21 protein-coding genes are annotated in these 23,835 nt (G+C 64.3%); 9 read left to right on the forward strand and 12 right to left on the reverse strand.

Going from position 1 to position 23,835, the window contains the following annotated elements; translation table 11 throughout:
* Window positions 1–98 precede the first annotated feature (98 nt).
* Window positions 99–365 carry a hypothetical protein gene (locus L0U81_RS23230; protein WP_233805889.1) on the forward strand — a complete coding sequence of 89 codons (267 nt, stop codon included), beginning with the start codon at window positions 99–101 and terminating at the stop codon, window positions 363–365.
* Window positions 366–393: 28 nt separating this feature from the next.
* On the opposite strand, the gene L0U81_RS23235 is transcribed toward L0U81_RS23230, so the two are convergent.
* The 3 genes from L0U81_RS23235 to L0U81_RS23245 are packed head-to-tail and all read right to left on the reverse strand — an operon-like array spanning window position 394 to window position 2,798.
* Window positions 394–1,767 (reverse strand): ATP-binding protein, encoded by a 1,374-nt coding sequence (locus L0U81_RS23235; RefSeq protein WP_233805891.1) that lies wholly within the window; start codon window positions 1,765–1,767, stop codon window positions 394–396.
* Complete coding sequence (locus L0U81_RS23240) at window positions 1,764–2,477, reverse strand: response regulator (protein WP_233805893.1); 714 nt, start codon at window positions 2,475–2,477, stop codon at window positions 1,764–1,766. The genes L0U81_RS23235 and L0U81_RS23240 overlap by 4 nt, the downstream gene beginning before the upstream one ends.
* Before the next feature lie 27 nt (window positions 2,478–2,504).
* Complete coding sequence (locus L0U81_RS23245) at window positions 2,505–2,798, reverse strand: EF-hand domain-containing protein (protein ID WP_233805895.1); 294 nt, start codon at window positions 2,796–2,798, stop codon at window positions 2,505–2,507.
* A gap of 250 nt (window positions 2,799–3,048) precedes the next feature.
* Here L0U81_RS23245 and L0U81_RS23250 point away from each other — a divergent pair, with 250 nt between their 5' ends.
* Both L0U81_RS23250 and L0U81_RS23255 read left to right on the forward strand, forming a co-directional pair.
* Window positions 3,049–3,270 carry a hypothetical protein gene (locus L0U81_RS23250; protein WP_233805896.1) on the forward strand — a complete coding sequence of 74 codons (222 nt, stop codon included), beginning with the start codon at window positions 3,049–3,051 and terminating at the stop codon, window positions 3,268–3,270.
* Window positions 3,271–3,578: 308 nt separating this feature from the next.
* On the forward strand, window positions 3,579–3,827 hold the full coding sequence (locus L0U81_RS23255) for a hypothetical protein (protein ID WP_233805898.1): 249 nt from the start codon (window positions 3,579–3,581) through the stop codon (window positions 3,825–3,827).
* A gap of 23 nt (window positions 3,828–3,850) precedes the next feature.
* Here L0U81_RS23255 and L0U81_RS23260 read toward each other — a convergent pair whose 3' ends face one another.
* The gene (locus L0U81_RS23260) at window positions 3,851–5,101 is read right to left on the reverse strand and encodes an arsenic transporter (RefSeq protein ID WP_233805900.1); all 1,251 of its coding nucleotides are present in this window, start codon (window positions 5,099–5,101) and stop codon (window positions 3,851–3,853) included.
* Window positions 5,102–5,334: 233 nt separating this feature from the next.
* Here L0U81_RS23260 and L0U81_RS23265 point away from each other — a divergent pair, with 233 nt between their 5' ends.
* The 3 genes from L0U81_RS23265 to L0U81_RS23275 all read left to right on the forward strand — a co-directional run bounded on the left by L0U81_RS23265 (window position 5,335) and on the right by L0U81_RS23275 (window position 7,220).
* The gene (locus L0U81_RS23265) at window positions 5,335–5,898 is read left to right on the forward strand and encodes a cytochrome b (protein ID WP_233805901.1); all 564 of its coding nucleotides are present in this window, start codon (window positions 5,335–5,337) and stop codon (window positions 5,896–5,898) included.
* A gap of 116 nt (window positions 5,899–6,014) precedes the next feature.
* Complete coding sequence (locus L0U81_RS23270) at window positions 6,015–6,590, forward strand: YceI family protein (RefSeq protein ID WP_233805903.1); 576 nt, start codon at window positions 6,015–6,017, stop codon at window positions 6,588–6,590.
* Window positions 6,591–6,638: 48 nt separating this feature from the next.
* Entirely contained in the window at window positions 6,639–7,220 is a 582-nt protein-coding gene (locus tag L0U81_RS23275; protein ID WP_233805905.1) for a YceI family protein, read from the forward strand.
* A 36-nt stretch (window positions 7,221–7,256) separates the two neighbouring features.
* Here L0U81_RS23275 and L0U81_RS23280 read toward each other — a convergent pair whose 3' ends face one another.
* Window positions 7,257–8,837, reverse strand: a complete 1,581-nt coding sequence (locus L0U81_RS23280; protein WP_233805907.1) for an EAL domain-containing protein — start codon at window positions 8,835–8,837, stop codon at window positions 7,257–7,259.
* 278 nt (window positions 8,838–9,115) lie between these two features.
* On the opposite strand from L0U81_RS23280, the gene dinB reads away from it, so the two are divergent.
* Window positions 9,116–10,282 carry a DNA polymerase IV gene (gene dinB, locus L0U81_RS23285; protein WP_233805915.1) on the forward strand — a complete coding sequence of 389 codons (1,167 nt, stop codon included), beginning with the start codon at window positions 9,116–9,118 and terminating at the stop codon, window positions 10,280–10,282.
* Here the strand turns inward: dinB and L0U81_RS23290 are convergent.
* The 6 genes from L0U81_RS23290 to L0U81_RS23315 all read right to left on the reverse strand — a co-directional run bounded on the left by L0U81_RS23290 (window position 10,249) and on the right by L0U81_RS23315 (window position 19,471).
* Window positions 10,249–11,727: a heavy metal sensor histidine kinase gene (locus tag L0U81_RS23290; protein ID WP_233805917.1), complete on the reverse strand. Its 1,479-nt coding sequence runs from the start codon at window positions 11,725–11,727 to the stop codon at window positions 10,249–10,251. The two genes, dinB and L0U81_RS23290, sit on opposite strands and share 34 nt — an antisense overlap.
* Window positions 11,724–12,410: a heavy metal response regulator transcription factor gene (locus L0U81_RS23295; protein ID WP_042328199.1), complete on the reverse strand. Its 687-nt coding sequence runs from the start codon at window positions 12,408–12,410 to the stop codon at window positions 11,724–11,726. The genes L0U81_RS23290 and L0U81_RS23295 overlap by 4 nt, the downstream gene beginning before the upstream one ends.
* Before the next feature lie 188 nt (window positions 12,411–12,598).
* Window positions 12,599–14,134, reverse strand: a complete 1,536-nt coding sequence (locus L0U81_RS23300) for an efflux transporter outer membrane subunit (RefSeq protein WP_442793445.1) — start codon at window positions 14,132–14,134, stop codon at window positions 12,599–12,601.
* A complete protein-coding gene (locus L0U81_RS23305; protein WP_233805919.1) occupies window positions 14,131–15,357 on the reverse strand; it encodes an efflux RND transporter periplasmic adaptor subunit in 1,227 nt (408 codons plus the stop codon). Before L0U81_RS23305 ends, L0U81_RS23300 begins: the two co-directional genes overlap by 4 nt.
* 23 nt (window positions 15,358–15,380) lie before the next feature.
* Window positions 15,381–18,620 carry an efflux RND transporter permease subunit gene (locus L0U81_RS23310; protein WP_233805934.1) on the reverse strand — a complete coding sequence of 1,080 codons (3,240 nt, stop codon included), beginning with the start codon at window positions 18,618–18,620 and terminating at the stop codon, window positions 15,381–15,383.
* A gap of 416 nt (window positions 18,621–19,036) precedes the next feature.
* The gene (locus L0U81_RS23315; protein WP_233805936.1) at window positions 19,037–19,471 is read right to left on the reverse strand and encodes a VOC family protein; all 435 of its coding nucleotides are present in this window, start codon (window positions 19,469–19,471) and stop codon (window positions 19,037–19,039) included.
* Between the two features lie 141 nt (window positions 19,472–19,612).
* Between L0U81_RS23315 and L0U81_RS23320 the strand changes: the two genes are divergently transcribed.
* Entirely contained in the window at window positions 19,613–20,488 is an 876-nt protein-coding gene (locus tag L0U81_RS23320) for a LysR family transcriptional regulator (RefSeq protein WP_233805938.1), read from the forward strand.
* 158 nt (window positions 20,489–20,646) lie between these two features.
* Window positions 20,647–22,563 (forward strand): potassium transporter Kup, encoded by a 1,917-nt coding sequence (locus L0U81_RS23325; RefSeq protein ID WP_233805940.1) that lies wholly within the window; start codon window positions 20,647–20,649, stop codon window positions 22,561–22,563.
* 22 nt (window positions 22,564–22,585) lie between these two features.
* Here L0U81_RS23325 and L0U81_RS23330 read toward each other — a convergent pair whose 3' ends face one another.
* The gene (locus tag L0U81_RS23330) at window positions 22,586–23,830 is read right to left on the reverse strand and encodes a complex I 51 kDa subunit family protein (protein ID WP_233805942.1); all 1,245 of its coding nucleotides are present in this window, start codon (window positions 23,828–23,830) and stop codon (window positions 22,586–22,588) included.
* Window positions 23,831–23,835: the final 5 nt, after the last annotated feature.

Here is a 23,835-nt window from a genome sequence, read left to right on the forward strand (position 1 = left end):
GCTCGATCTGCATGAGCCGCGCGGGTGCGGGTAAGATGCCGGTCGCGTCGTCCAACGCGAGCGCTTCCGACGCTGCATTATTTGCCACGAGAACCATCATGCCTGCCCAACACGACGAAGCCCCCGGCGCTCACAGCACGACGGACAAGGTGAAGCGCAAGACGCTGTCCCTCTCCGTGCGCAATCTCCTGATGGTCGCCGTGGGCGTCGTGACGTTCGCGATCGTGTCGGGCGTCGTGCTGTACAACGCGTACATGTACGGCGACGAGATCCCTAACTTCGGCATCATCCTGATGCTGACGGTGCCGGTGATCGCGGGCGTCGCGTTTCGCGTCGGGCTCGACGCGTGGCTCGATCGGGAGTGAGCGGCAAGAACACCGCGCCGTTACGCAGTTATGCCGCCTTGACCGGCAATACGACCCACGCTTCGAGGCCGCCGCCCTCGCGGGCATGAAACTGCAGGCCGCCGCCGTGCAGCCGCGCGATCCGCTCGACGATCGACAGCCCCAACCCCGTTCCGCCGCTGTGCGCACGCGCATTGCGGCCGCGCTGGAACGGCGCCTTCAGCTTCTCCAGCTCCACCGCCGTCAACCCTTTGCCCCGATCGCACACCGCGACCGTCACCGCGTCTTGCGTCGCCCACGTGCGCACCGCAAGCCCGGTGCCGCCGTAGACGATCGCGTTCTGCATCAGGTTCATCAGCAGCCGCATCATGCTGATCGGCCGATAGCGGACGGCCGGCAAGCTGCCCAGCGACAGTTCGAACTCGTGCCCGAGCCCCGCGAAGTCGCCCGCGAGCCGTTCGATCAGCGCGTTCAGATCGCCGGGCTGCGCCTCCTCGCGCTCGCCGCTGCCCGCGTAATCCATGAACTGCTGCAGGATCGTCTCGATCTGGTCCAGATACGACTCGGCGGCGATCACGAAGCTGCTGTCGGCCCCCTGCGGCATGGCCATCGCCATCGACAGGCGCAGCTTCGTCAGCGGCGTGCGGATGTCGTGCGAGATACCCGCGAGCATCAGTGCGCGCGTCGACTCCGCTTCCTGTAACGCGCGCGTCATCTGATTGAAAGCGCTCCCCACCGCGGCGATTTCGGCGGGGCCGTCGGTCGGCAGCGGCGCCGGCATGTCGCCGGCGCTCACGCGGCGCGCTGCTTGCGTGAGCTCATGCAACGGCTCGTTCAGATGCAGTTGGATCGCGTAGCCGGCGAGAGCCGCGAGCACGCCGAGACCCAACGACAGAAAGATCGCCGCTTCGAGGCCGCTGCCCTGCGCGTCCTCGGGAATCGGCAGCGCGATCCAGTATGGCGCGCCGGGCGTGGAGTCCGCCGCGGCATCGGAACCCGCAGCCGGCGCATGCATGCGAATCCACAGCCGCTGCGCGCCGTCGGTCTGCCAGCGCGCGGGCATGTCGGCGGGCAGGTGCTTCTGCAGGCTGTCGAGAAACACGTCACGCTGATAGGTGCGATACGCGCGCAACAGATCTTGCGGCGGCGTGTCGGTCGCTTGCGGCGGCAACTGCTCGCGCGCGTCGAGGCGCGCAGTCAGCGCGGCGCGCACCGAGGGCGGGGTCGCCGAGAGCAGGTTGTCCAGCGTGGTGACATAAGTCGCGAACACGGCCGCCGCGCGCTCGACGCGTGGCCGCTGCACGTAATGCAGCAGCACGACGATCGAGCAGATCTGGCTCAGCATCACGAGCGCGATCAACAGTGCGATGTTGCGCGCGAGCAGCGTGCGCGGCAGCAGAATGCGCGACAGCGAGCGCGTCATGATTCGACGTCGGCGACGAGCATATAGCCGACGCCCCACACGGTGCGGATGAAACGCGGCTTCGCCGGATCGTCCTCGACGATCTGCCGCAGCCGCAGCACCTGCACGTCGATGCTGCGATCGAGCGCGTCATGGTCGCGGCCTCGCGCACGCGCGAGCAGGTTGTCGCGGCTCACCGCGCGATTCGGCGACGACGCGAGTGCGACCAGCAGCAGCATCTGCGCCGAATGAATCTCGAGCGTCTCGCCCGCGCGCGACAGTTCCTGCTTACCGACGTCGAGCGTGAAGTCGCCGAAACGTACGCGCTGCGACGTCACCGTGACGTCGCCCGCGGCCATCTTCTGGCGGCGTAGCAGCGCATTGATCCGCGCCACCAGCTCGCGCGGCAGGAATGGCTTCGCAAGGTAGTCGTCGGCGCCGGTTTCGAGGCCGGTCACGCGATCGAGCGGATCGCCCTTCGCGGTCAGCATCAGGATCGGCAAGGTGTGCCCTTGCGCGCGCAGCTTCGCGCAGATTTCGAGGCCGTCCTCTTCACCGATCATCAGATCGAGTATCAGCAGATCGAACGGCTCGCGCTCCAGATAGCGGTAAAGACGCTTGCTGTCCTCGGCCGCGCGCATGTCGAAGCCATGACCGCGCAGAAAACGCAGCAGCATGTTGCGCAACTCGGCTTCGTCGTCGAGCACGATGATCCTGGGCGCGCGTTCCATGCGAAAGCTCCTCGATATCCGCGCCGCTCAGCGCGCCGCCGCGTGTTCCTGCATGAACGCCTCGATCTGCGACAGCGTGATGTAGCCGGCCTTCTGTGTGTCGATCTCGTCGAAATGACGCGCGACCATCGGCATGCCGGCCGCCGCCTGGTCACGGGTGAGCTTGCCGTCGTGCGTGATGTTCGCGCTTGAAAAGCGCGTTTGCAACTGCTGCTCCATGCGCTCCATGCGCTGCTGGCTGACACCTTGCGGCGCGGCAGCCTGAGCGAACGTGACGGTGGACGCACAGCACAGCAGCATGGTGGCGAGCAACTTCTTCATGACTGACTCCTTCGCTTGAATCATCGAGCGTCGCCTGCCTGGGTGCCGCGATCCGTTTCGATGACAGGCCGAATTCTTGGTCAGATGCCGCGCGATCGCAATTCGGAAATCATGTCGAGTGATGTCATGGCGCCCGCAGCGCCGCTCTATCGTGACATCGAATGAAATGAGTTTGCGATTCCGCTTTGCGCGTGTGCTGCGTATCGTTCGGTCTGCCATCCGTCGGCTCTCAACGTCTCAGGAGTCCCAAATGACTATCCGCACCGCCTGCGCCTCAACTTTCACCGCCTTCGGTCTTGCCTGTTCTTCCGCTGCCTACGCGAGAGTCGTCGTGTATCTGCCGGCCGCCGTGATCTACGCGCCGCCGCCGCGGCCGGTCTACTACCCGGTGCAGATCAATCCCATGTATGTGTCGGCACCGCCCCTCACCGTTCCAGTGGCCGCCTCGACGATTGTCGCCGCACCGCATTGACTGCGCGCCATCGGCGCCCTGCCGCGCCGTTGACTCAGCATAGGACATGCGATTCGCACGCACGCCTGGTGAATTCCCGTTGTCCCGTTGAAAGGTAGCGCGCCGCCGCGGCGTGTAGGGCGCCGCGCGTAAGGCTTGCATCGAACCGCCGATTCTTACCATCGCACACCGTGCCTGGCGCGCGCACGACGCGGCGCTTTGCGCCGCCACGGCTGATATTGACTACATATAGGCGGGTTGGAACAGAGCTTGCTGTTCTTTTGGGGTTCGTGCGGCCATTCCTACTCTTCTTTTCCTGGACCTTCGTAATGAGTTACCAAGATATCGACAAGGAAATTGCCCACCTGGAAGTGGTTTTCAATGCGCTTTCCGCGCGCGACCGTTTTCCGCTGTCGTACTGGCATCGTCGGCTGCATGCGCTCGACCGTTTGTCGATGGTGCCCGCGCAACTCGAACGCGTCGACCGGCTCGAAGCGAGACTGCGCTCGCTCGGCGCGCAACTGGACAGGCTCGCAGGCGCGACGGTTCACGCCTCTGCCGCCGCAAGCTTGCGATGACCACGGCGGTGTCAGGCAACCGCTCAGCCCGTTAGAATCCGTGCCCCAAGCGCCAGCACGAGCGCGGGCACCATCACCAGCACGCCGACCTTCAGGAACTTCATGAAGCTGACGTCTTCGCCTTCGCGGCGAATCGCGTTGAGCCACAGGATCGTCGCGAGCGAGCCGGTGATCGACAGGTTCGGCCCGAGGTCGACGCCGATCAGCAGCGCGTCGATCACGCGCTCGGGGCTCTGCGCCTGCATGACGGTCGACCTCGCGATCAGCCCGGCCGGCAGGTTGTTCATCAGATTGCTGAGGAACGCGATGCTCGCGCCGGCCCACCCCGCCGCGGTCATTTCGTTGCGTTCGGTCGCGCGCCGCAGCGCGCCCGCGAGCGTGCCGATCACGCCGGTGTGATCGAGCATCTCGACCAGCACGAACAGCCCGGCGACGAGTGGAAACACGTTCCACGAGATTTCGCGAATCATCGGCAGCGGCGATTTGCGCTCCTTGAGCAGCACGACGACCGCGGTCAACGTGCTGAGGATCGCGGTCGGCAAGCCGAGCTGGATGTGGCGGGCGGAGACCGTCAGCAACGCGCCGGCCGTTACCGTGATGCCCGCGAGCGCGACGCGCCCGCTCTCCGACAGCTCGACCGCCTCGAGATTCGCCGCGCAGACGCCGGCCAGCGCGTCGCGCTGCGTCCAGCGCAGCATCACGAAGGTCGCGACGATCGACAGCACCGACGGCAGCGTGAAGCGCAGCATCCAGGGTCCGAGCGGCGGCGTGTGATTGCCGTACAGCACGATGTTGGCCGGATTCGAAATCGGCAGCACGAAGCTCGCCGCATTGGCGACGAACGCGCAGACGAACAGCAGCGGCAGCGGCGGCGTTTTCGCTTTCTTCGCCGCCGCGAACACGGCGGGTGTCAGTACCACGGCGGTTGCGTCATTGGAAAGAAACGCGGTGATCACCACGCCGACCAGATACACGAGCACGAACAGCTTGCGTGGCGAGCTGCGCGCATGATTGACCGCGAGCACCGCGACCCAGTCGAACAGCCCCTCGCGGCGCCCGACTTCGGACAGCAGCATCATGCCGAACAGGAACAGATAGACGTCGCTGCCCTTGCCGATCGCTTCGATCGCAAGATGCAACGGCAACAGGCCGAGCGCGACGAGCAGCACCGCGCCGGCGACGGCCCACACGGCTTCGGGCCATTTGAACGGCCGCGTGATGACGCCGGCCGTGGCGAGCGCAGCAATGCCCCAGGAAAGAAAAACGGAATTCACAGCTTAGGTTCAGATAGTGGGTGATGCCGGCGGCCGCGCAAAGCGCGCGCAAGCTTGTTGTTCGGGGCCACAAGTTACCACAGCGACCGGTCCGTCACAGTCCGCATGTCTTTCAACACAATTAACAACAACGCGACAACAATCTGTTCCCGTCCACCCGCCTAGTCAGCTTTAATTGACATCCCTACTATTCGCATTCACACGCGGCTTCTCGCGAGCAACGGATAGAACACATGCAAATACATGCTTCAGCTCCCGCGCGCTATCACGGCGCGGCAATCGCCCTGCACTGGCTGATTGCGGCACTGATGATCTGCGGCGTCTATATCGGCTGGATCATGACCGACATCCCCGGCTTCACGCCGACGAAGCTCAAGTACTTCTCGTGGCACAAGTGGATCGGCGTGACCGTGTTCGCGCTCGCGCTGCTGCGCGTGCTGTGGCGCGCCACGCACCGCGCGCCCGCGCTCGATGCCGCGACGCCCGCGTGGCAGAAGGCCGCCGCGCATCTGGTGCATGGCCTGCTGTATCTGCTGATGCTCGCGATTCCGCTCTCCGGCTACTTCTATAGCTCGGCGGCCGGCATTCAGGTCGTGTATCTGGGCATCGTGCCGCTGCCGACGATCATCGGTCCCGATTCGGCACTGAAGGCCACGCTGCGCACGGTGCACGTGCTGCTCAATTACACGCTGCTTGCGCTCGTGATCATGCATGTGCTCGCGGCGCTCAAGCATCAGTTCGTCGATCGCGACGGATTGCTCGCGCGCATGGTGCCGTTTCTGAAGGCCCGCGCATAACGACATGACGGCATGATGAAAGCCACAGCCCTTGTCGATTGGCTACAACTTGTTGGCAATCAAATTCCTCGCGGTTTGCAATCACACCGTGCGGCTCGGATAGGATGCGTACCATCATGAAGACACCCATTTATCACTCCGCTCGCCGCGCGACGCTCGCCTCCTTCACGGCGCTTGCGCTGTTCGGTGCGAACTTCGCGCACGCCGATGTCGACCTCGCGAAGAGCAGCGTCATCGCCACGACCAAACAGATGAACGTGCCCGTCGACGGCAAGTTCAGGAAGTTCTCCGCGCAACTGAATTTCGATCCGGCGAAGCCGGCCGCGGGCAACGCGAGCGTCTCGATCGACACCGCGAGCTACGACCTCGGCGCCGACGACTACAACAAACAGGCGCAAGGCAAGGAATGGTTCGACAGCGGCGCCTTCCCGAGCGCGACCTTCGTATCGAGCTCGATCGCGCCGGCCGGCGGCAACCAGTACAAGGTGACCGGCAAGCTGACGATCAAGGGCAAATCGCAAACGGTCGTCGTGCCGGTCTCGATCGCGAGCCAGGGCGCTACGCAAACCTTCGACGGCTCGCTGCCGATCAAGCGCACGCAGTTCGACGTCGGCACCGGCGAATGGAAAGACACGTCGGTGGTTGCCGACGAAGTCGTCATCAAATTTCATCTGGTCGCGGCGAAGAAATAACCTACAACGCCACGGCACCGCATTACCCTTAGACCTCTGGAGTCCACCTTGAAGAAATCCTTCCTGTTCGCCGCCGGCGCGCTCGCCGCTGCATTGTCGTTCAACGCGATGGCCGCCGCCGAAACCTACCAGCTCGATCCGACACACACGTCGCCGAGCTTCGAGGCCGACCACTTCGGCGGCCTGTCGATCTGGCGCGGCAAGTTCCAGAAAGCCAGCGGCACCGTCGTGCTCGATCGCGCGGCGAAGACCGGCACGGTCGACGCGACGATCGACCTGACCTCGGTCGGCATCGGCAACGACAAGCTCAACGAGGAACTGGTCGGCGACAAGTTCTTCGACACCGCGAAGTACCCCACCGCCGTCTACAAGGGCACGCAGATCCGTTTCGAAGGCGACAAGCCGGTCGAAGTGATCGGCACGCTGACGATGCACGGCATCACAAAGCCGGTCAACCTCAAGATCGAATCGTTCAAGTGCATCCAGCACCCGATGCTCAAGCGTGAAGTGTGCGGCACCGAATCGACCGCGACGTTCAATCGCGACGATTTCGGCATCGACTTCGGCAAGGCGTACGGCTTCAACATGAAGACCACGCTGAATATCCAGGCCGAAGGCATCAAACAGTAATTGCCTCGCCCCGCACCCGGCGCTGCCGGGTGCGCCCTACTGGATCGCAGGCTGCGCCGGCGCATGCGACGCGCGGCGCGCTTCGAGCCACGCGATCAGTTCCGAGCGGCGCATGGGTTTCGCAAACAGCCAGCCCTGTCCGTACTGAACGCCCCGCCGCACGAGATACTCGACCTGCTCGGTACGCTCAATCCCTTCCGCAACGATTTCCACGCCCAATGCGTGCGCCATGTCGATGATATGCGGTGCCACGATGCTCGACGCCGCGTCCTGGGCGATCGTGTCGACGAACGATTTGTCGATCTTCAGAACGTCGATCCTGAAGGTCTGCAAATAGGCGAGGCTCGAATAGCCGGTGCCGAAATCGTCGATATAGATCGGGTGGCCGGCGCTTCTGAAGGCCGCTATCGTCTGCCGGGTCGCATCGGCGTTCAGGAAGCTGCGCTCCGTCGCCTCGATCCTGATCTGGGCGGGGCGTATGCCGGTTCCGGCGAGTTTTGCGGTGATGAGGTCCAGAAAGCGCGGCGTGCACAGATCGTCGCCGCTCACGTTGACCGACACGTAGAACAACGGCCGCGAACGCAATAGCTCCGTCAGATCGGCGAGCGTTTTTTCCAGCACGAGGTCGGTCAACGACTGGATCAGGCCATGCTGTTCGGCCAGCGCGACGAAGATGTTCGGCGATATCTCGCGCCCATTCAGAGTCCATCTGGCGAGCGCTTCGACGCCGACGCATTCGTTCGTCGCGAGACTCACGATCGGTTGATATACGACGTCGATGGCTTTGCGCGAGATCGCCCATTCAAGCGAGGCCTGGAACGACACCTGCCGCGAGATCCGTTTGAATGCGATCCAGCCGAACGCGGCGCCCAAGGCGACGCCCATCGAAAGCCACATCGTCAGCAGGCCGGGCCAGTCTCTGAGCAGGCTGGTGCGCCGGCCCTTGACGACGACGCCGAGGGAACGCGTCGACGAACGCGCCACCGCGTAATTCCATTCACTGCTATCGATGCGCCCCGCCCGCTTCCACGCATTGAGCATGTCTTCGGCGTCCGCGCCCGCCGACATCGCGACGATCGAGTTCAGTTCGGTGTTGATCGTGGCGATCGGCCTTCCCGCGGGATCCATGACATCGACGAATGACTGCGGATCGACCGACACGTACTCGCCGTCGCGCGCAAGCTGTATATCCTCACGCATGTCGCTGAGCGGATTCTTTTGCTTGAACCAGACCAGGTAGCCGTCGTCGCTTCGCCAGCGCGGCGGCGGCAAAGCGACATCCTGAGTGCGTACATCGCCGAACAGCGGCGAGCACAGATAGCGCCCGTCGCCTATCGCCCCCGCATCCCGAACGTAGCGATAGTTGAGAATCACGTGCGCAGCCCTTTGCAGGTATTCTGGCGAACACACCTCCGCGTGCTCGGCCTGCAGGTCCGCAATCGCCGCACGGGCCTGATACGCGACGAGGTCCGTGCGCATCACGGCCTTCGCGGCGTATTCCCGCAAATCTGCCTGCTCGCGGCGCGCAACGTCTTCGTTAGCGACATGGACGCTGATCAGGACCGGCAGCACCGTTGCGGCGCAGCCGAGTGCGATATACGCCGAAATCAGCGACATTCGCTTGATCATCTGTCGAGCCCCGTGGTGAACCGTCGCGGCGAAACCCGCCGGGTGCGGTCGCGGGGGCGCATTGGGCCCGGCGCACAAGCGACGGATGTCAGAGTCAAGAATAGTTTCTGAACCCGCTTTTTCAACATTGCGTTGGACGACGCGCACGCGGCCGGCCGCGGCGGCCCTGACCGCCCGCGCGTGCGGCAAGGTACCATGACGGACTGGCGCGATTGCAACGCGCGCCGTCATAGCCCTCGCTTATCGCCATCGCCCGCTTCAACCCCATGAATTCGTCACCCCGCCGCATCGCGCACCTGGACATGGACGCGTTTTACGCGTCCGTCGAACTGCTGCGCTATCCGGAGCTGCGCGGCAGCGCGGTGGTGATCGGCGGCGGGCGCAACAGCGCGCCGCAGGTGCTCGAAGACGGCAGCAAACGCTTCGCGAAGCTGCGCGATTACGCGGGCCGCGGCGTCGTGACCACCTCGACCTACGAGGCGCGCGCGCTCGGCGTGTTTTCGGCGATGGGCATGATGAAGGCCGCGGCGCTCGCGCCCGACGCCATCCTGCTGCCGACCGACTTCGACTCATACCGCCACTATTCGCGCCTCTTCAAGGCGGCCGTCAGGACGTTCACTGAGCGCATCGAAGATCGCGGCATCGACGAGATCTATATCGACCTGACCGACGTGCCGGGCGAAGCGGCCGACATCGGGCGACGCATCAAGGAAGCCGTTCATCAGGCCACCGGTCTCACGTGCTCGATCTGCGTCGCGCCGAACAAGCTGCTCGCGAAGATCGGCTCCGAACTGGACAAGCCCGACGGCCTGACGATCCTCACGCCCGCCGACATACCGCTGCGCGTGTGGCCGCTGCCCGTGCGCAAGGTCAACGGCATCGGCCCGAAGGCCGCGGAGAAGTTGACTGCACTCGGCCTCGCGACGGTCGGCGATCTGGCTGCCGCCGACGCCGGGCTGTTGCAGGACAATTTCGGGCGCAGCTATTCGGCATGGCTGATGCAGGTCGCGCAAGGTCACGACGAGCGGCCGGTGGTGGTCGAATCGGAGCCGAAGTCGATCAGCCGCGAAACTACTTTCGAGCGCGATCTGCATCCGCGTCATGATCGGCCGGCGTTATCGAGCGCGTTTACGGGGCTTTGCGTGCGCGTCGCCGACGATCTCGTGCGTAAGGGCTACGTGGGCCGCACGATCGGCATCAAGCTGCGCTACGACGATTTTCGCACCGTCACGCGCGATCTGACGCTCGACGAACCGACTGCCGACGCGACCGAAATCCGCCGCGCGGCGACCGAGTGCTTACGCCGCGTGGAGTTGAACCGCAAGCTGCGGCTGTTGGGCGTGCGCATCAGCACGCTGACATCGGCGAGCGAACAGGCGTTGAAGCCGCGCTTGCCGGTTCAGGCCGACTTGCCTTTCGCGAGCGACGAATAGCCGGTATTGGCGGCGACGCCAGTCGGATTCGCGTTCGCGCGCATGGCCGGCACGTCGCCCGAGGTGGACATCGCCGATACCGCCACCGAAAACGAGAACGTGTTGACGCCGTTCGCGCTGTGCGCGGACACGGTGCCGCGATGCATCTCCGCGATCGCCTTCACGATCGCGAGTCCGAGCCCGTGGTTTTCGCGGCTATTGGTGCGCGAGACTTCCGCGCGATAGAAGCGATCGAACAGATGTTCGAGGACGCCCGGCGCGATCGGCTCGCCCGGATTCGCCACGGCGATGCGCACCTGGTCACGCATCGCACCTTCCCCGCGCGCGATCGTCACGCTGATCGACGCGCCCGGTTCGCAATGCTGGATCGCGTTCATCAGCAGGTTCGCGCACGCGCGGCCAAACAGCGACCGGTTCACGCGCGCGAGCGCATCGCCCCGCAGCCGCGCATGCACGCGCGCCTCTTCGAGCGGAATTTCCAGAAACTCCAGCGTATGCGCGACTTCCGCCGCGAGCGACACCTCGACGAGCCCGGTCGCGCGTTCGCCCTGATCGGCGCGCGCGAGAAACAGCATGTCGTTGATGATCGCGCGCATCCGCTCGAATTCTTCGAGATTCGATTGCAGCGTGTGGCGCAGATCGTCGACCGAGCGGTTGCGCGTGAGCGCGACCTCGGTCTGCCCGATCAGGATCGTGACCGGTGTACGCAGTTCATGCGCGACGTCCGCGTTGAACGATTCGAGGCGGCCGTAGGCGCCGTCGAGCCTCTCCAGCGCGCCGTTGAACGAGTTGGCGAGATCGTTCAGTTCGAGCGGCAATGACGCGGTGTTCAGGCGCTGCGAGCGATTGTTCGGACTGACCGCTGAAGCGTCGCGCGTCAGACGCGTGAGCGGCGCGAGGCCGATGCGCGTGACCGAGTAGCTGAGCAGCAACACTGCGAGACTGCCGAGCGCGGACAGCGCCGCGAGCGCCGAGCCGAACACGCGCATCGTGCGCTGGTTCGGCGAATAGCTCGACGCGACCTGCAACTGCACCTCTGGCCGCCCGGCATTGGGCGGCAAGGTCACCGTCGAGGTCAGCATGTCGGGGCCGCCGCCCGCAGGTGTGATGCGCGCGTAGCCGCCGGACCAGCTGTTCGTGACGGTGCCCTGCACCGGTGTGCCGAAGTGATAGCTCGGGTCCGCGCTCGTCACCGAGTACAGGGTGCTGCTGTCGGGCGGCGTCATGTCGGTGAGTTTTTCGCGGGCCATCCGCCATTTGTCGGGATTCACCGCGTGATGGACGATGATGCGCGCGATCTGCGTGCGATCGTCGAGCGACTCGCGCAGATGATGTTCGAGCTGCGTGCGCAGCACCAGAAAGAGCCCCGTGCCGACGAGCGTAAATACGAACAGCGCGACCAGCGCGAACATCGACGCAAGCCGGCGGGCAATTGAGCGGTTCATGATGACTCAGCCTCTTCGCGCACTTCGAGCACGTAGCCCATGCCGCGCACCGTGTGCAGCAGCTTCGACGGGAACGGACCGTCGAGCTTCGCGCGCAACCGTTTGATGGCGGTTTCGACGACGTTCGTGTGGCTGTCGAAATTGACGTCCCACACGAGCTCGGTAATCGCGGTCTTCGACAGAATGTCGCCTTGACGGCGCGCGAGCACGCTCAGTAGCTGAAACTCTTTCGCGGTGAGGTCGAGGCGCACGCCGTCGCGCGTCGCGCGGCGGCCTATCAGATCGACGAACAGATCGCCGACGGAAATCAACGTGGACTCCTGCGAACGCGTGCGGCGCGCGAGCGCATGCAGACGCTCGACGAGTTCTAAGAACGAGAACGGTTTGGTCAGGTAGTCGTCGGCGCCTTCGCGCAGGCCGCGCACGCGGTCGTTCACGTGATCGCGCGCGGTGAGCATGATGACCGGCGTCGACTTGCGCATGCGCAGCGCCTTCAGCACGCTGAAGCCGTCGCGCTTGGGCAGCATCACGTCGAGGACGATTACGTCGTAGTCGAATTCGGTGGCCAGATGCATGCCTTCCTCGCCGTCGAGCGCGACATCGACGACCCAGCCCTGCTCTGTCAAACCGGAGCGCAGGTAGTCCACCACCTTGTGCTCGTCTTCAACAATCAGCAATTTCATCCAGGTCCCCTGTCGATCGGAGTTAGCGCTTTAGCGTGTCGACCGGTGTTGGCGCTTTAGCGTCTACTCCGGTCCCATGCTATGCACTTACTCCGATCCCATGCAAAGCTGTCAACTGTGCATTATACGAAACGCCCCTAATTCTTCATGCCGATCCCACGTTGTCGGCATGGAAGCTGGGGGGCGCTTCAACGTGCAGGAGCTGGCGACTCCGTCTGCTGTGCGCCAGCCTCGTTCGCAGCCATCGCACCGCCTTGCGCACCGCCTTGCGCACCGCCATCCCACCCACCGCCGAGCGCTTTCACGAGCGCCACCGACAACGTCAACTGCTGGCCGTGAATCTGCACATCCGTGCGCTCGCTCGTCAGCAGCGACTCCTGCGCGTCGATCACATTCAGATACGCGACAAGGCCGCCCGAATAGCGATCGTTCGCGAGCGACAGCAGCCGCTGCGCGTCCTCAACCGCCTCGCGCGACTGCTTCGCCGCGCCGTCGAGCACCGACAGTCCGGTGATCCCGTCCTGCACCTGCTGGAACGCGCTCAGCACCGTTTGCCGATAGTTCGCCTCGGTCGCCTTGTAGCCCTCGCTCGCGAACTTCACGTTGGCCGCGCGCCGCCCGCCGTCGAAGATCACCTGACCCACCGTCGCGCCGAGCGTCCACATCAGCGTCGGCGCGCTCAGCAGATTGGCGAACTCGGTGCTCTCCCAGCCGATGCCCGGGCTCAGCGTGAGGCTCGGGAAGAACGCTGCCTTGGCCACGCCGATCTGCGCGTTGGCGGCCGCCATCGCGCGTTCCGCCGACGCGACGTCGGGCCGCCGCTGCAACACATCGCTCGGCACGCCGAGCGGCACCGTCGGTGGCCTGATGTCGAGCACCTTCGGCTCGATCGCGAACTGCGGGGCCGGCACGCCGACCAGCGCGGCGATCGCATGCTCGAACTGCGCGCGCTGATTGAGCAGCAATTGCGCCTGCACGCGTGTCGAATCGAGCTGCGATTTCTGCTGCAGCACGTCGAGGCCCGATACCGAACCGAGATCATGCTCGGTGTTCACGTAATCGAGCGCCTTCTGCTGCAGCTTCACCGACTGGTTCAGCACGTCGATCTCGTTGTCGAACTCACGCAGCGAGAAGTAGTCGGTGGCGAGATCGGTCGTCAGCACGAGCCGCGCGTTCGCGAGATCGTCCGCCGACTGCTCGGCCGACGCCTGCGCGCCCTCGACCTGGCGACGAATGCGGCCGAACAGATCGGTGTCGTAGTTGATCGTCGGTCCGAGCTGGATGCTGTTCTGCACCGTCGATTCGGTCGGCGTCGCGTAGTTCGTCAGCGGCCGGTCGTGCGAAATGCGGAAGCGCGAGGCCTGAGCGCTGAAATCGACTTCCGGCACACGCTGCGCGCTGGCGTTCGCGAGCGTCGCCTTCGCCTGTTCGTAGTGCGCGCTTGCCGCGGCAAGCGTCTGGTTCTGCGCGAGCGCCTGGGTTTCGAGCGTCGCCAGCGTCGGGTCGGCGAAGCCCGCCCACCAGTCCGGCGCGATCGGCGCATGCGACGGTGCGGCGACGCGCCAGAACGAATCGGTGTGCCACTCGGGCGGCACCTCGGCCTGCGGCCGCTGGTAGTCCGGGCCGACCGTGCACGCGGCGAGCAGCGCCGCGCCGGCGAAGGCGGTCAACGCGGTGAATGCGGTGCCACGCGTGCGCGCCTCGTGTGAAGCCGCGAACCTCACGACGCCCCCTTGCCGCTCTTCTGCAACGGCTGCACCTGCACATGATCGCCATCGGCGATCGAATCGCTCGGGTTGATGATGATGCGATCGCTCGGCGTGATACCGCTTTCGATTTCGAGCTGCTGACCGAGGTCCTGCGCGATCACGATCTTGTGCAGGCTCACATTACCCTTCGCATCGACGACCGCGAGGCGCGGACCCTCCGCGCGAAACAGCAGCGCGTTGCCGGGCACCGTGAGGCGCGCCTGCGCGGTGCCCGGCACGGCGACCTGCACATAGGCACCTGGGCGCAGCCTGTCGTCGGGATTCGGCAGCGTCACTTCGATCTGCAACGAACGGGTGGGCACGTCGATCGCGCCGGAAATGTGCGTGATCGTACCGTTGAACTGCTGGCCCGGCAGTTCAGCCTGCGTCACCACGACCTTCTGCCCAACTGCTACGTTCTGCGCATACGCCTGCGGCAACTGCACGTAGACGCGCAACGGGTCCGACTGCGCGAGCGCGAACAGCGCGCGGCTCGTGCCGCTGCCCGCGTCGATCAGATCGCCGACGTCGACGTTGCGCTGCGTGACCACGCCGGCAAACGGCGCGACGATCCGCTTGAACGATTCGAGCTGCTGCAGACGCTTGACGTTCGCATCGGCGGCCGCGAGATTCGCGACGTCCTGCGTGTACGTGCTTTGCCGTTCGTCGAGTTCCTGTTGCGACACTGCATCGCGCTGGCGCAATTGCTGCCAGCGTTCCAGCGAGCTCTTCGCGAGCGCGAGGCTCGAATTGATCTGCTGACGCTGTGCAAGAGCCTGCGCGAGTTCCTGGTCGATTTCCGGCGTATCGAGTTCGGCGAGCAACTGCCCCTGCTTCACGCGCGTGCCGATATCGGCGTGCCAATGCAGCAGATAACCGGTCGCGCGCGCATAGATCGGTGACTCGACATAGCCGCGCAAGGTGCCCGGCAGCAGCGTGTTGCCGCCGCCGTCGGTCGGCGTCGGCGTGACGACGTTCACGTACTGGGTGGCGTTCTGCTGCGCGGCCGCCGCGACTTCGCGGTTTTGCAGCACGTTCGCGATCACGGTACGCAGCGTGCCTATCACGAGCAGCACGAACACGATCAGGATCGCGATCTTCGCGCGCCTCCATTCGCGCTGCCGCGGCGGCAGCAGGTGCTCTCCCTCTTCCGTTTCCCGCGTGGGGATCGCGAGCGATGCATGAGTTTTTTCGGTCATCTCAGTCAACCATCGTTTAACTTTTACGCGGGCGTCGCCGCACTGCTGTGTTCCGGCGCGGGGCTGCCGCTATGGCCGCCGGGTCCACCACCGTTGCCGCCGCCGTCTTCGCCGCCGCCGTTCTTGCGACGGCGCGCGAGCCACGAATGAATCCCCGCGAACACGAGCGGCACGAAGAACAGCGTCGATACGGTCGCGAACAGCAACCCGCCGATCACCGCGCGGCCAAGCGGCGCATTCTGCTCGGCGCCTTCGCCGAGACCGAGCGCCATCGGAATCATGCCGATGATCATCGCGAACGCGGTCATCAGCACCGGACGGATCCGGCTTGCGCCCGCTTCGAGCGCGGCCGTGAGAGGCGGCGTGCCGGCCGCGAGCCGCTGGCGCGCGAACGCGACCATCAGAATACTGTTCGCGGTCGCGACGCCCATCGTCATGATCGCTCCCGTCAGCGCCGGCACGCTCAGATGGGTGCCGGTCAGGAACAGCATCCACACGATGCCCGCGAGCGCCGCCGGCAATGCGCTGACGATGATCAGCGGATCGATCCACGACTGGAAGTTCACGACGATCAGCAGATACACGAGCACGATCGCCATGGCGACACCAACGCCGAGCCCGAAGAACGAACTGCGCATCGTCTGAACCTGGCCGCGCACCGTGATCGTGCTACCGCGCGGCAGCGAGCCGCGCACCTGATTGACGATCCTGTCGACCTGGTTCGCGACGCTGCCGAGATCGCGCTTCTCGACGCTCACGTAGAGATCGATCACCGGACGGATGTTGTAATGCGTGACTTCCGCGAACTGGCTCTTCGCCGAGACCTGCACGAGGTTGCCGAGCAGTTGCGTCGGCCCGGTCATCGAACTCGACACCGGCGTGCGCAACAATTCGTCGATCGACGACACCTGGTACTGCGGCGTCTGTACCGCCACCCGGTATTCGACGCCGTTCCGATTGTTGATCCAGAAACCCGGCGACGTCTGCGAGCTGCCCGACAGCGAAACGAGCACGTTCTGCGCGACGTCGTTCGCGGTCAGGTTCAGTTGTTGCAGGCGCGTACGGTCCATGTGCAGATCGATCACCGGTTCGTCGAGCTTCTGCTGCACATGCGTGTCGACGGTACCGGGAATCGTCCGCACCTGCTTGAGCAGCTTGCGCGCGACGTCGAGGTTGGCCTGCTGATTCGCGCCGGCAATCTGCACATCCACCGCGGCGGGCAGGCCAAAGTTCAGGATCTGCGTGACGATGTCGGCGGGCTGAAAGAAAAATTCGACGCCCGGAAAGCGCTGCGGAAGGATCGCGCGCAGCTTGTCCATGTACATCTGCGACGGCTTGTGGCCTTCGTTCAGCGCGATCTGGATCTCGCCGTCGAGCGTGCCCATCGTGCCCGCGTTGCTGTATGACAGGTTGATGCCGCTATACGGCACGCCGAGGTTGTCGAGAATCGTGCCCAGCTCCTTGGGCGGCACGACTTCGCGGATCACCTTTTCGACCTCGTCGGCAAGCCGCGCGGTTTCCTCGATACGCGTGCCGGTCGGCGCGCGCATGTGCAAGCGGATATCGCCCGCGTCGACGCTTGGGAAGAAGTCTTCGCCGAGCGTGAAGAACAGGCCCATCGACAGCACGCAGAAACCGAGAAACAGACTGCCGAACATCTTGCGACGCACGAGCAGGTTGCTCAGGATCATGATGTAGGCCGCGCGCATGCGCTCGAAGCCGGCGTCGAAACGGTGATACAGACGCATGAACAGATTCGGCTTCGTGCCCGCCTTCGGCTTGTGCGCGTGGCCCATCAGCAGCATCGCGAGCGTCGGCACCAGCGTGCGCGACAGGACGTACGACGCGATCATCGCGAACACGACTGCTTCCGCGAGCGGCACGAACAGATAGCGCGCGACTCCGGTCAGAAAGAACATCGGCACGAACACGATACAGATGCACAACGTCGACACGAGCGCCGGCACCGCGATTTCGCCGGCGCCGTCGAGAATCGCATCGTGCAGATTCGTGCCCATGTGCAAGTGCCGCTCGATGTTCTCGATCGTCACGGTCGCGTCGTCGACCAGAATCCCGACCGCGAGCGCGAGCCCGCCCAACGTCATGATGTTGATGGTCTGTCCAAGCGCGTGCAGCACGATCAACGACGACAGAATGGACAGCGGAATCGAGATCGCGATGATGCAGGTGCTGCGCCAGTTGCCGAGAAAGAGCAGGATCATCGCGGCGGTCAGCGCGGCGGCGACCAGTGCTTCGCGCACCACGCCCTGCACCGCCGCCTTCACGAACACCGACTGGTCGAACAGCGCGGTGATCTGCAGATCCGGCGGCAGCGCCGCGCGCGCGGCCGGCAAGATGCCTTTCAACGTATCGACGATCGACAGCGTCGAGGCGTTGCCGTTCTTCAGTACCGACATCAGCACGCCGCGATGGCCGTTCTGCCGCACGATGTTGGTCTGAGGCGAGAAGCCGTCGCGCACGTGCGCAACTTCACGCAGATAGGTCGTCGCGCCATTGACGGTACGCACCGGAATGTCGTTGAGGCCTTCCAACGTCGGTGGCGAGCCGTTCATGTCGATCGTGTATTCCTTCGGTCCGATCTTCGCCGTGCCGGTGGGCAAAATCAGGTTTTGCGCGTTGAACGCGTTGACCACGTCGGCAGGCGTGAGGCCTTTGGCCAGCAGCGCGCGCGTGTCGAGGTCGACAGAGATCAACCGCGATTTTCCGCCATACGGATACGGCACGGCCGCGCCCGGAATCGTCACGAGTTGCGGACGCAGGAAATTCAGCGCGGTGTCGTTCAGATCCTGCTCGGAGAGCTTCGGACTCGACAGGCCAAGCTGGATCACCGGAATACTGGAGGCCGAGTAGCTGATGACCAGCGGCGCGGTGGCGCCCGGCGGCATCTGCTTCAACTGCGCCTGCTCGACAGCGACCGTCTGCGCGATCGCCGTCTGGATGTTCGCATTCGGCTGCAGGAACACTTTCAGGATCGCGATGCCGGGGAGCGATTGCGATTCGATGTGCTCGATGTCGTTGACCGTCGTGGTCAGACTGCGCTCGTTGACCGACGTGATGCGGTTGGCCATGTCCTCGGCCGACAGCCCCGTATACGTCCAGATGATGCTGACGACCGGAATGTTGATTTCCGGCAGCACGTCGACGGGCGTAGTGAACAGCACGAAGGGCGTCGCCAGCACGATCAGAATCGCCATCACGATGAACGTGTATGGCCGCTTAAGCGCTACGTTGACGATCCACATTGAAACGGGCCCGGGAAAATGCGGGTGGAGGGAGAGAGAGGGATTGAATCTGCGCTTATGCTAGATCGCTGGCACCAACGCCTGCATGGCGCGAAAATGGCGATTTTGTCAGGAAGCTTGTTGAAAGCCGACGCACTATTTTTGACGGCGATGGGCTCGCGCCGGATTTGCGTCGAAATAGGCGCCAAGCAAACGTTTGTTTAATAAAGTTAAGCGCAGTTAAAGGAACGTTGGCTGATACGCGGCGCGACTTTCGTTGGAAATATTAAGAAACATGCTTTCAGATTCATTCGCACGACACGGCATTTTGCTCCGCGCCGCCGTTCGCTCCGATGCAAAAAGGCCGGTCGACCTGCGGGGTCGACCGGCCTTCTCATTTGCGTCTATGCGTCTGCTGGCGTCAACGCCCGCGATGCTTATTTGGCGAATAGCGACGACATATCGGCGAACGCCTTGAACTCGAGCGCATTGCCCGACGGATCGAGGAAGAACATCGTCGCCTGCTCGCCGACCTCGCCCTTGAAGCGCACGTGCGGCTCGATGATGAACTCGATGCCGGCCTTCTGCAGTTTGTCCGCGGCGGCCTGCCACTGCGCCATCGACAGCACCACGCCGAAGTGGCGCACCGGCACGGCGTCGCCGTCGACCGCGCTCGTGTGACGGTGACCGACTTCGTCCGGCGCCAGATGCGCGACGATCTGATGGCCGTAGAAATTGAAATCGACCCACGCGTCCGAACTGCGCCCTTCCGGACAGCCGAGCAATTCGCCGTAAAACTCGCGCGCGGCGGCGAGGCTATGAACAGGAAACGCCAGATGGAACGGCGGCAAAGCGGTTTCGGCAACGCTCATGATGGTAAGACTCGCTGGGTGGGTGTGGGGATGGATCGTGACTGGCAATCGGCTCACATCAAGCCCAGTTTAATCATGAATAAAAATGCTGAGAAACGATATATATTTGACCTGACCATCACGAAATTCGATTAATTGATCATGCTCAGCGAGTTGAAAACCTTCATCGCCGTCAGCCAATACGGCACGTTTTCCGGTGCGGGCGCGCGCATCGGGCTCACGCAATCGGCCGTCAGCGCGCAGATGCAGCGGCTCGAAGAGGAGCTCGGCTTCCAGCTGTTCGACCGCACCGGGCGCTCGGCGACGCTCAACGAAGCGGGCCGCGAAACACTCGCGTTGGCCGAGGAAATGATGACGCTCTACGCGCGGCTCTCCGAGCGCAGCGCAGGCGCCGCCAAAAGCGGCATGCTGCGGGTCGGCGCGATCGCGTCCGCGCAGGTGTCGCTGCTCGCCGACGCGCTCGCGCGCTTTCGCGACGAGCGCCCCGGCTGGCGGATTCGCGTGGTGCCGGGCGTATCGCTGGGGCTGCTCGGCCAGGTCGACTCGGGCGAGCTCGATCTGGCCGTCATCATCAAGCCGCCGTTCGCATTGCCGTCGGAACTCGAATGGCGCACGCTCGTCGCCGAACCGTTCGTGCTGCTCGCGCCGAAAAAGCTCGCGCGCGGCGGCCGCTCGTGGCGCGAACTGCTGCGCAGCGAACCATTTATCCGCTACGACCGCGCGTCGTTCGGCGGACGGCTCGTCGACCGCTTTCTGCGGCGCGCGCGCCTCACCGTGCGCGACGCGGTCGAGCTCGACGAATTGCAGGCGATCGTGCAACTGGTCGCGCGCGGCATGGGTGTCGCGCTGATTCCCAATACGGCCGGGCTCGGCAAATGGCCCGCGAGCGTGGTGGCGCTCGAACTCGGCGACGCGACCTTTGAGCGTGACATCGGGCTCGTGCTGCGGCCCCGGCACAGCCGGCCGGTGGTCGCGGATGCGTTGGCGGAGTGTATTGCGGCGGCGGCGCAGGGGTGAGCGGTTTGCCCGGCGGATTCGACGCGAGTTCGATCACGGTGGCACGCGCGTGACATGGTGACGCGAAGCGCATTTTCGCCCGAAATTTCTATACTTCCTCTAGCGAATACGTGGCGCGCCCATCACGGCGCACGCGCGATTCGTATGAGGAGGCAGACATGGGACGCTCCGCAACCGCCGCGACGGCGCAGGACCACCACGGCGAAGCCTCACCGGCTCTTCCGGCGCTCGCGCTGGCCGCGCTCGGCGTGGTCTACGGCGACATCGGCACGAGCCCGCTCTATACACTCGCCACGGTGTTCGACCCCGCCAACGGTCTCGCGCTCAATGCTTTCAATATCGTCGGCATCGTCTCGCTGATCTTCTGGTCGCTGATGATCGTGGTTTCGCTCAAGTACGTCGTGCTGATCCTGCGGGCGAACAACCACGGCGAAGGCGGCATCATGGCGCTGCTCGCGCTCGCCGCGTCATCGATCGCGTCGCGGCCGCGCTTGCGTCGTGCGCTCCTCGTGGTAGGCGTGATGGGCGCGGCGCTCTTCTTCGGCGATAGCATCATTACGCCCGCCATCTCCGTGCTCAGCGCCGTGGAGGGGCTCGAAGTCGTCGAGCCTGGGCTCAAGACCTATGTCATTCCGGTGACGCTCGCCGCGATCATCGTCCTGTTCGTCACGCAAAAGCACGGCACGGGCGGCATCGGCGCCGTGTTCGGGCCCGTGATGGTGCTCTGGTTCATCGTGATCGGCGTGGCAGGTGTCGTGAATATCATGGCCGTGCCGGTCGTGCTCTACGCGCTGAATCCGCTGGAAGGGCTCGCGTTCTGCCTGCATCACCGCTGGCTAGCGTTCGTCGCGCTCGGCGCGGTCGTGCTCTCACTCACGGGCGCCGAGGCGCTCTACGCCGACATGGGCCATTTCGGCAAGCGGCCCATTCGCCTTACGTGGTTCGGCGTCGTTTTTCCCGCGCTCGCGCTCAACTATCTGGGCCAGGGCGCGCTGCTGCTGGCGAACCCCGGCGCGGTGCAAAACCCGTTCTACCGGCTCTTTCCGCAATGGGCCATCGTGCCGATGATCGTGCTGGCGACCGTCGCCACCGTGATCGCCTCGCAGGCCGTTATTTCGGGCACCTATTCGATGACGATGCAGGCCATGCAGCTTTCCTTCCTGCCGCGCATGAACATCGTGCATACGTCGGAACGCGAGATCGGGCAAATCTACGTGCCCGGCATCAACTGGATTCTGCTCGTCGCCGTGGTTGCGGCGGTGGTGGGCTTCCGCTCGTCCACGGCTCTCGGCTCCGCGTATGGCATCGCCGTGACCGGCACGATGCTCATTACGACGTTCCTCACGTTCTTCGTCGTGCATTACGCATGGCGCTACAACTGGCTGCTGTGCGTGCTTTCCACCTCGTTCTTCTTCGTGATCGACGCGATGTTCTTTTCGGCGAACCTGCTCAAGATCGTGGATGGAGGCTGGTTCCCGCTCGTGGTCGGTGGGATCATGTTCACGATCATGGCGACATGGGGACGCGGCTGGGAAATGATGATGGCCGAAGCGCGCGTGCGGGCGGGAAAGACGCCGCTCAAACAGTACCTCACTACGCTGCTCGCGACGTCGCCGACGCGCGTGGGCGGCACGGCGATCTTCCTCACGCCCGACGCCGAAGCGGTGCCGCACGCGCTCGTCAACAACCTGCGGCACAACCGCGTGCTGCATGAGCGCACGGTTTTCCTCAGCGTGATAACGAAGAGCGTGCCGTGGGTGGCCGAAAGCGAGCGCGTACAGATCAGGCCGCTTTGCGCGGGCTGTTGGCACGCAACGGTGAACTACGGATTCAAGGACGAAGTGGACTTGCCTCGGACGCTGGCCGCCCACAAATCGCTGGAATTCCCCTTCGATCCGCACGACACCTCGTGGTTCCTGAGCCGCGCGGCCGTCGTGCCCAAAAGCGGGCACGGTATGGCGTTATGGCGCGAGCGGCTGTTCGCGGTGATGCTGCACAACGTGGGCAATATCGCGGCGTTTTTCAAACTGCCGGCCAATCGCGTGATCGAAGTGGGTGCGCGGGTGGAGATCTAGGGCCGAGCGCTGCGTCTCGGCCCTACGCCATCAACAGCGCTTCATATTCCTCGCGGAACTGGTTCATCGAACTCTCTACCACCGTCACCGCGCCGTCGATCAAACCGCAACGCCCGCTGCCCGGAAGCACGCAGCACAGGTTCTCCAGTGCTTCCAGATCGGCGCGCACACCACGTCCCGTGTCGAGCCGGTTGAGAAGCCGCATCATCTGAAACGTTCCGCCCTTGCATGGCGGGCACTGGCCGCACGAACCCTGAGCGAAGAAATTCACGTATTCCGCGACCTTGCGCACGATGCTGGTGCCTTCCGACACGACGATCATCGCGCCCGTCCCCAGACGCGAACGGCGTTGGCGCACCGAGTCGAAGTCCAGTGCAACGTCGAGGTCGCGCTTCGTCAGCAGGGTGTTGGATGGACCACCCGTGAAGACCGCCTTGAATTCCTTGCCCTGCAGCATGCCGCCGCCGTGCTGGAAGACCAGCGTCTCCAGGCTCGTGCCCATCGGCAGTTCGTACAGACCGGGAAGGAGCACATCGCCGGAGAGCGAATACAGCTTGGTTCCGGCCGCGTTCCCTACGCCGAGGTCCCGGTACCACTGCGCGCCGTGGCGCAGAATCCCCGGTACATGGGCCAGCGTCTCGATGTTGTTGACGATGGTCGGCGCGCCATGCACGCCATGCTCGGCCGGGAAAGGCGGCTTGCGCCGCGGAAACGGAAAGCCGCCTTCGACGCTGGCGATCACCGCCGTTTCCTCTCCCCCGATGTACAACCCCGAGCTAGGGACCACGGCAAGCGACACGGGCACGCCAAGCCAGCTCTCGATCGCGGCGAATTGCGCGTGACCCGACCATTGCTTCACCGCCTCGCGAGTCACCGCGAGTGACACCGTCTGGTGCGGATTGACATACAGAACGACATGGTTGGCCCGCGTCGCCAGTGCGGCAATCAGTGCGCCCTCGATCACCTGATGCGGCGTGTGTTCGAGCAGAAAGCGATCCTTGAAGGTGCCCGGCTCGTCCTCGTTGCCATTGCAGATCACGTACTTGTCACCGTCAGGGGCGGCCGCGACCGGCGCCCACTTCCGATGCGCCGGAAAGCCAGCACCTCCCATGCCGCGCAGGTCGGCCTGGGCGATTTCGGCGATGATCGCCCCCGGGTCTTCGAGCGCTTTGGCGAGTCCCTCTCCGCCACCGCACGCGAACCACGCATCAAGGTCGGCGCCGACGCGGAAATCGTCCCTCATCAAGCACTGATTCAATGTTTGCATCGCGT

The sequence above is a fragment of the Paraburkholderia sp. HP33-1 genome, from assembly GCF_021390595.1.
GTDB lineage: Bacteria > Pseudomonadota > Gammaproteobacteria > Burkholderiales > Burkholderiaceae > Paraburkholderia.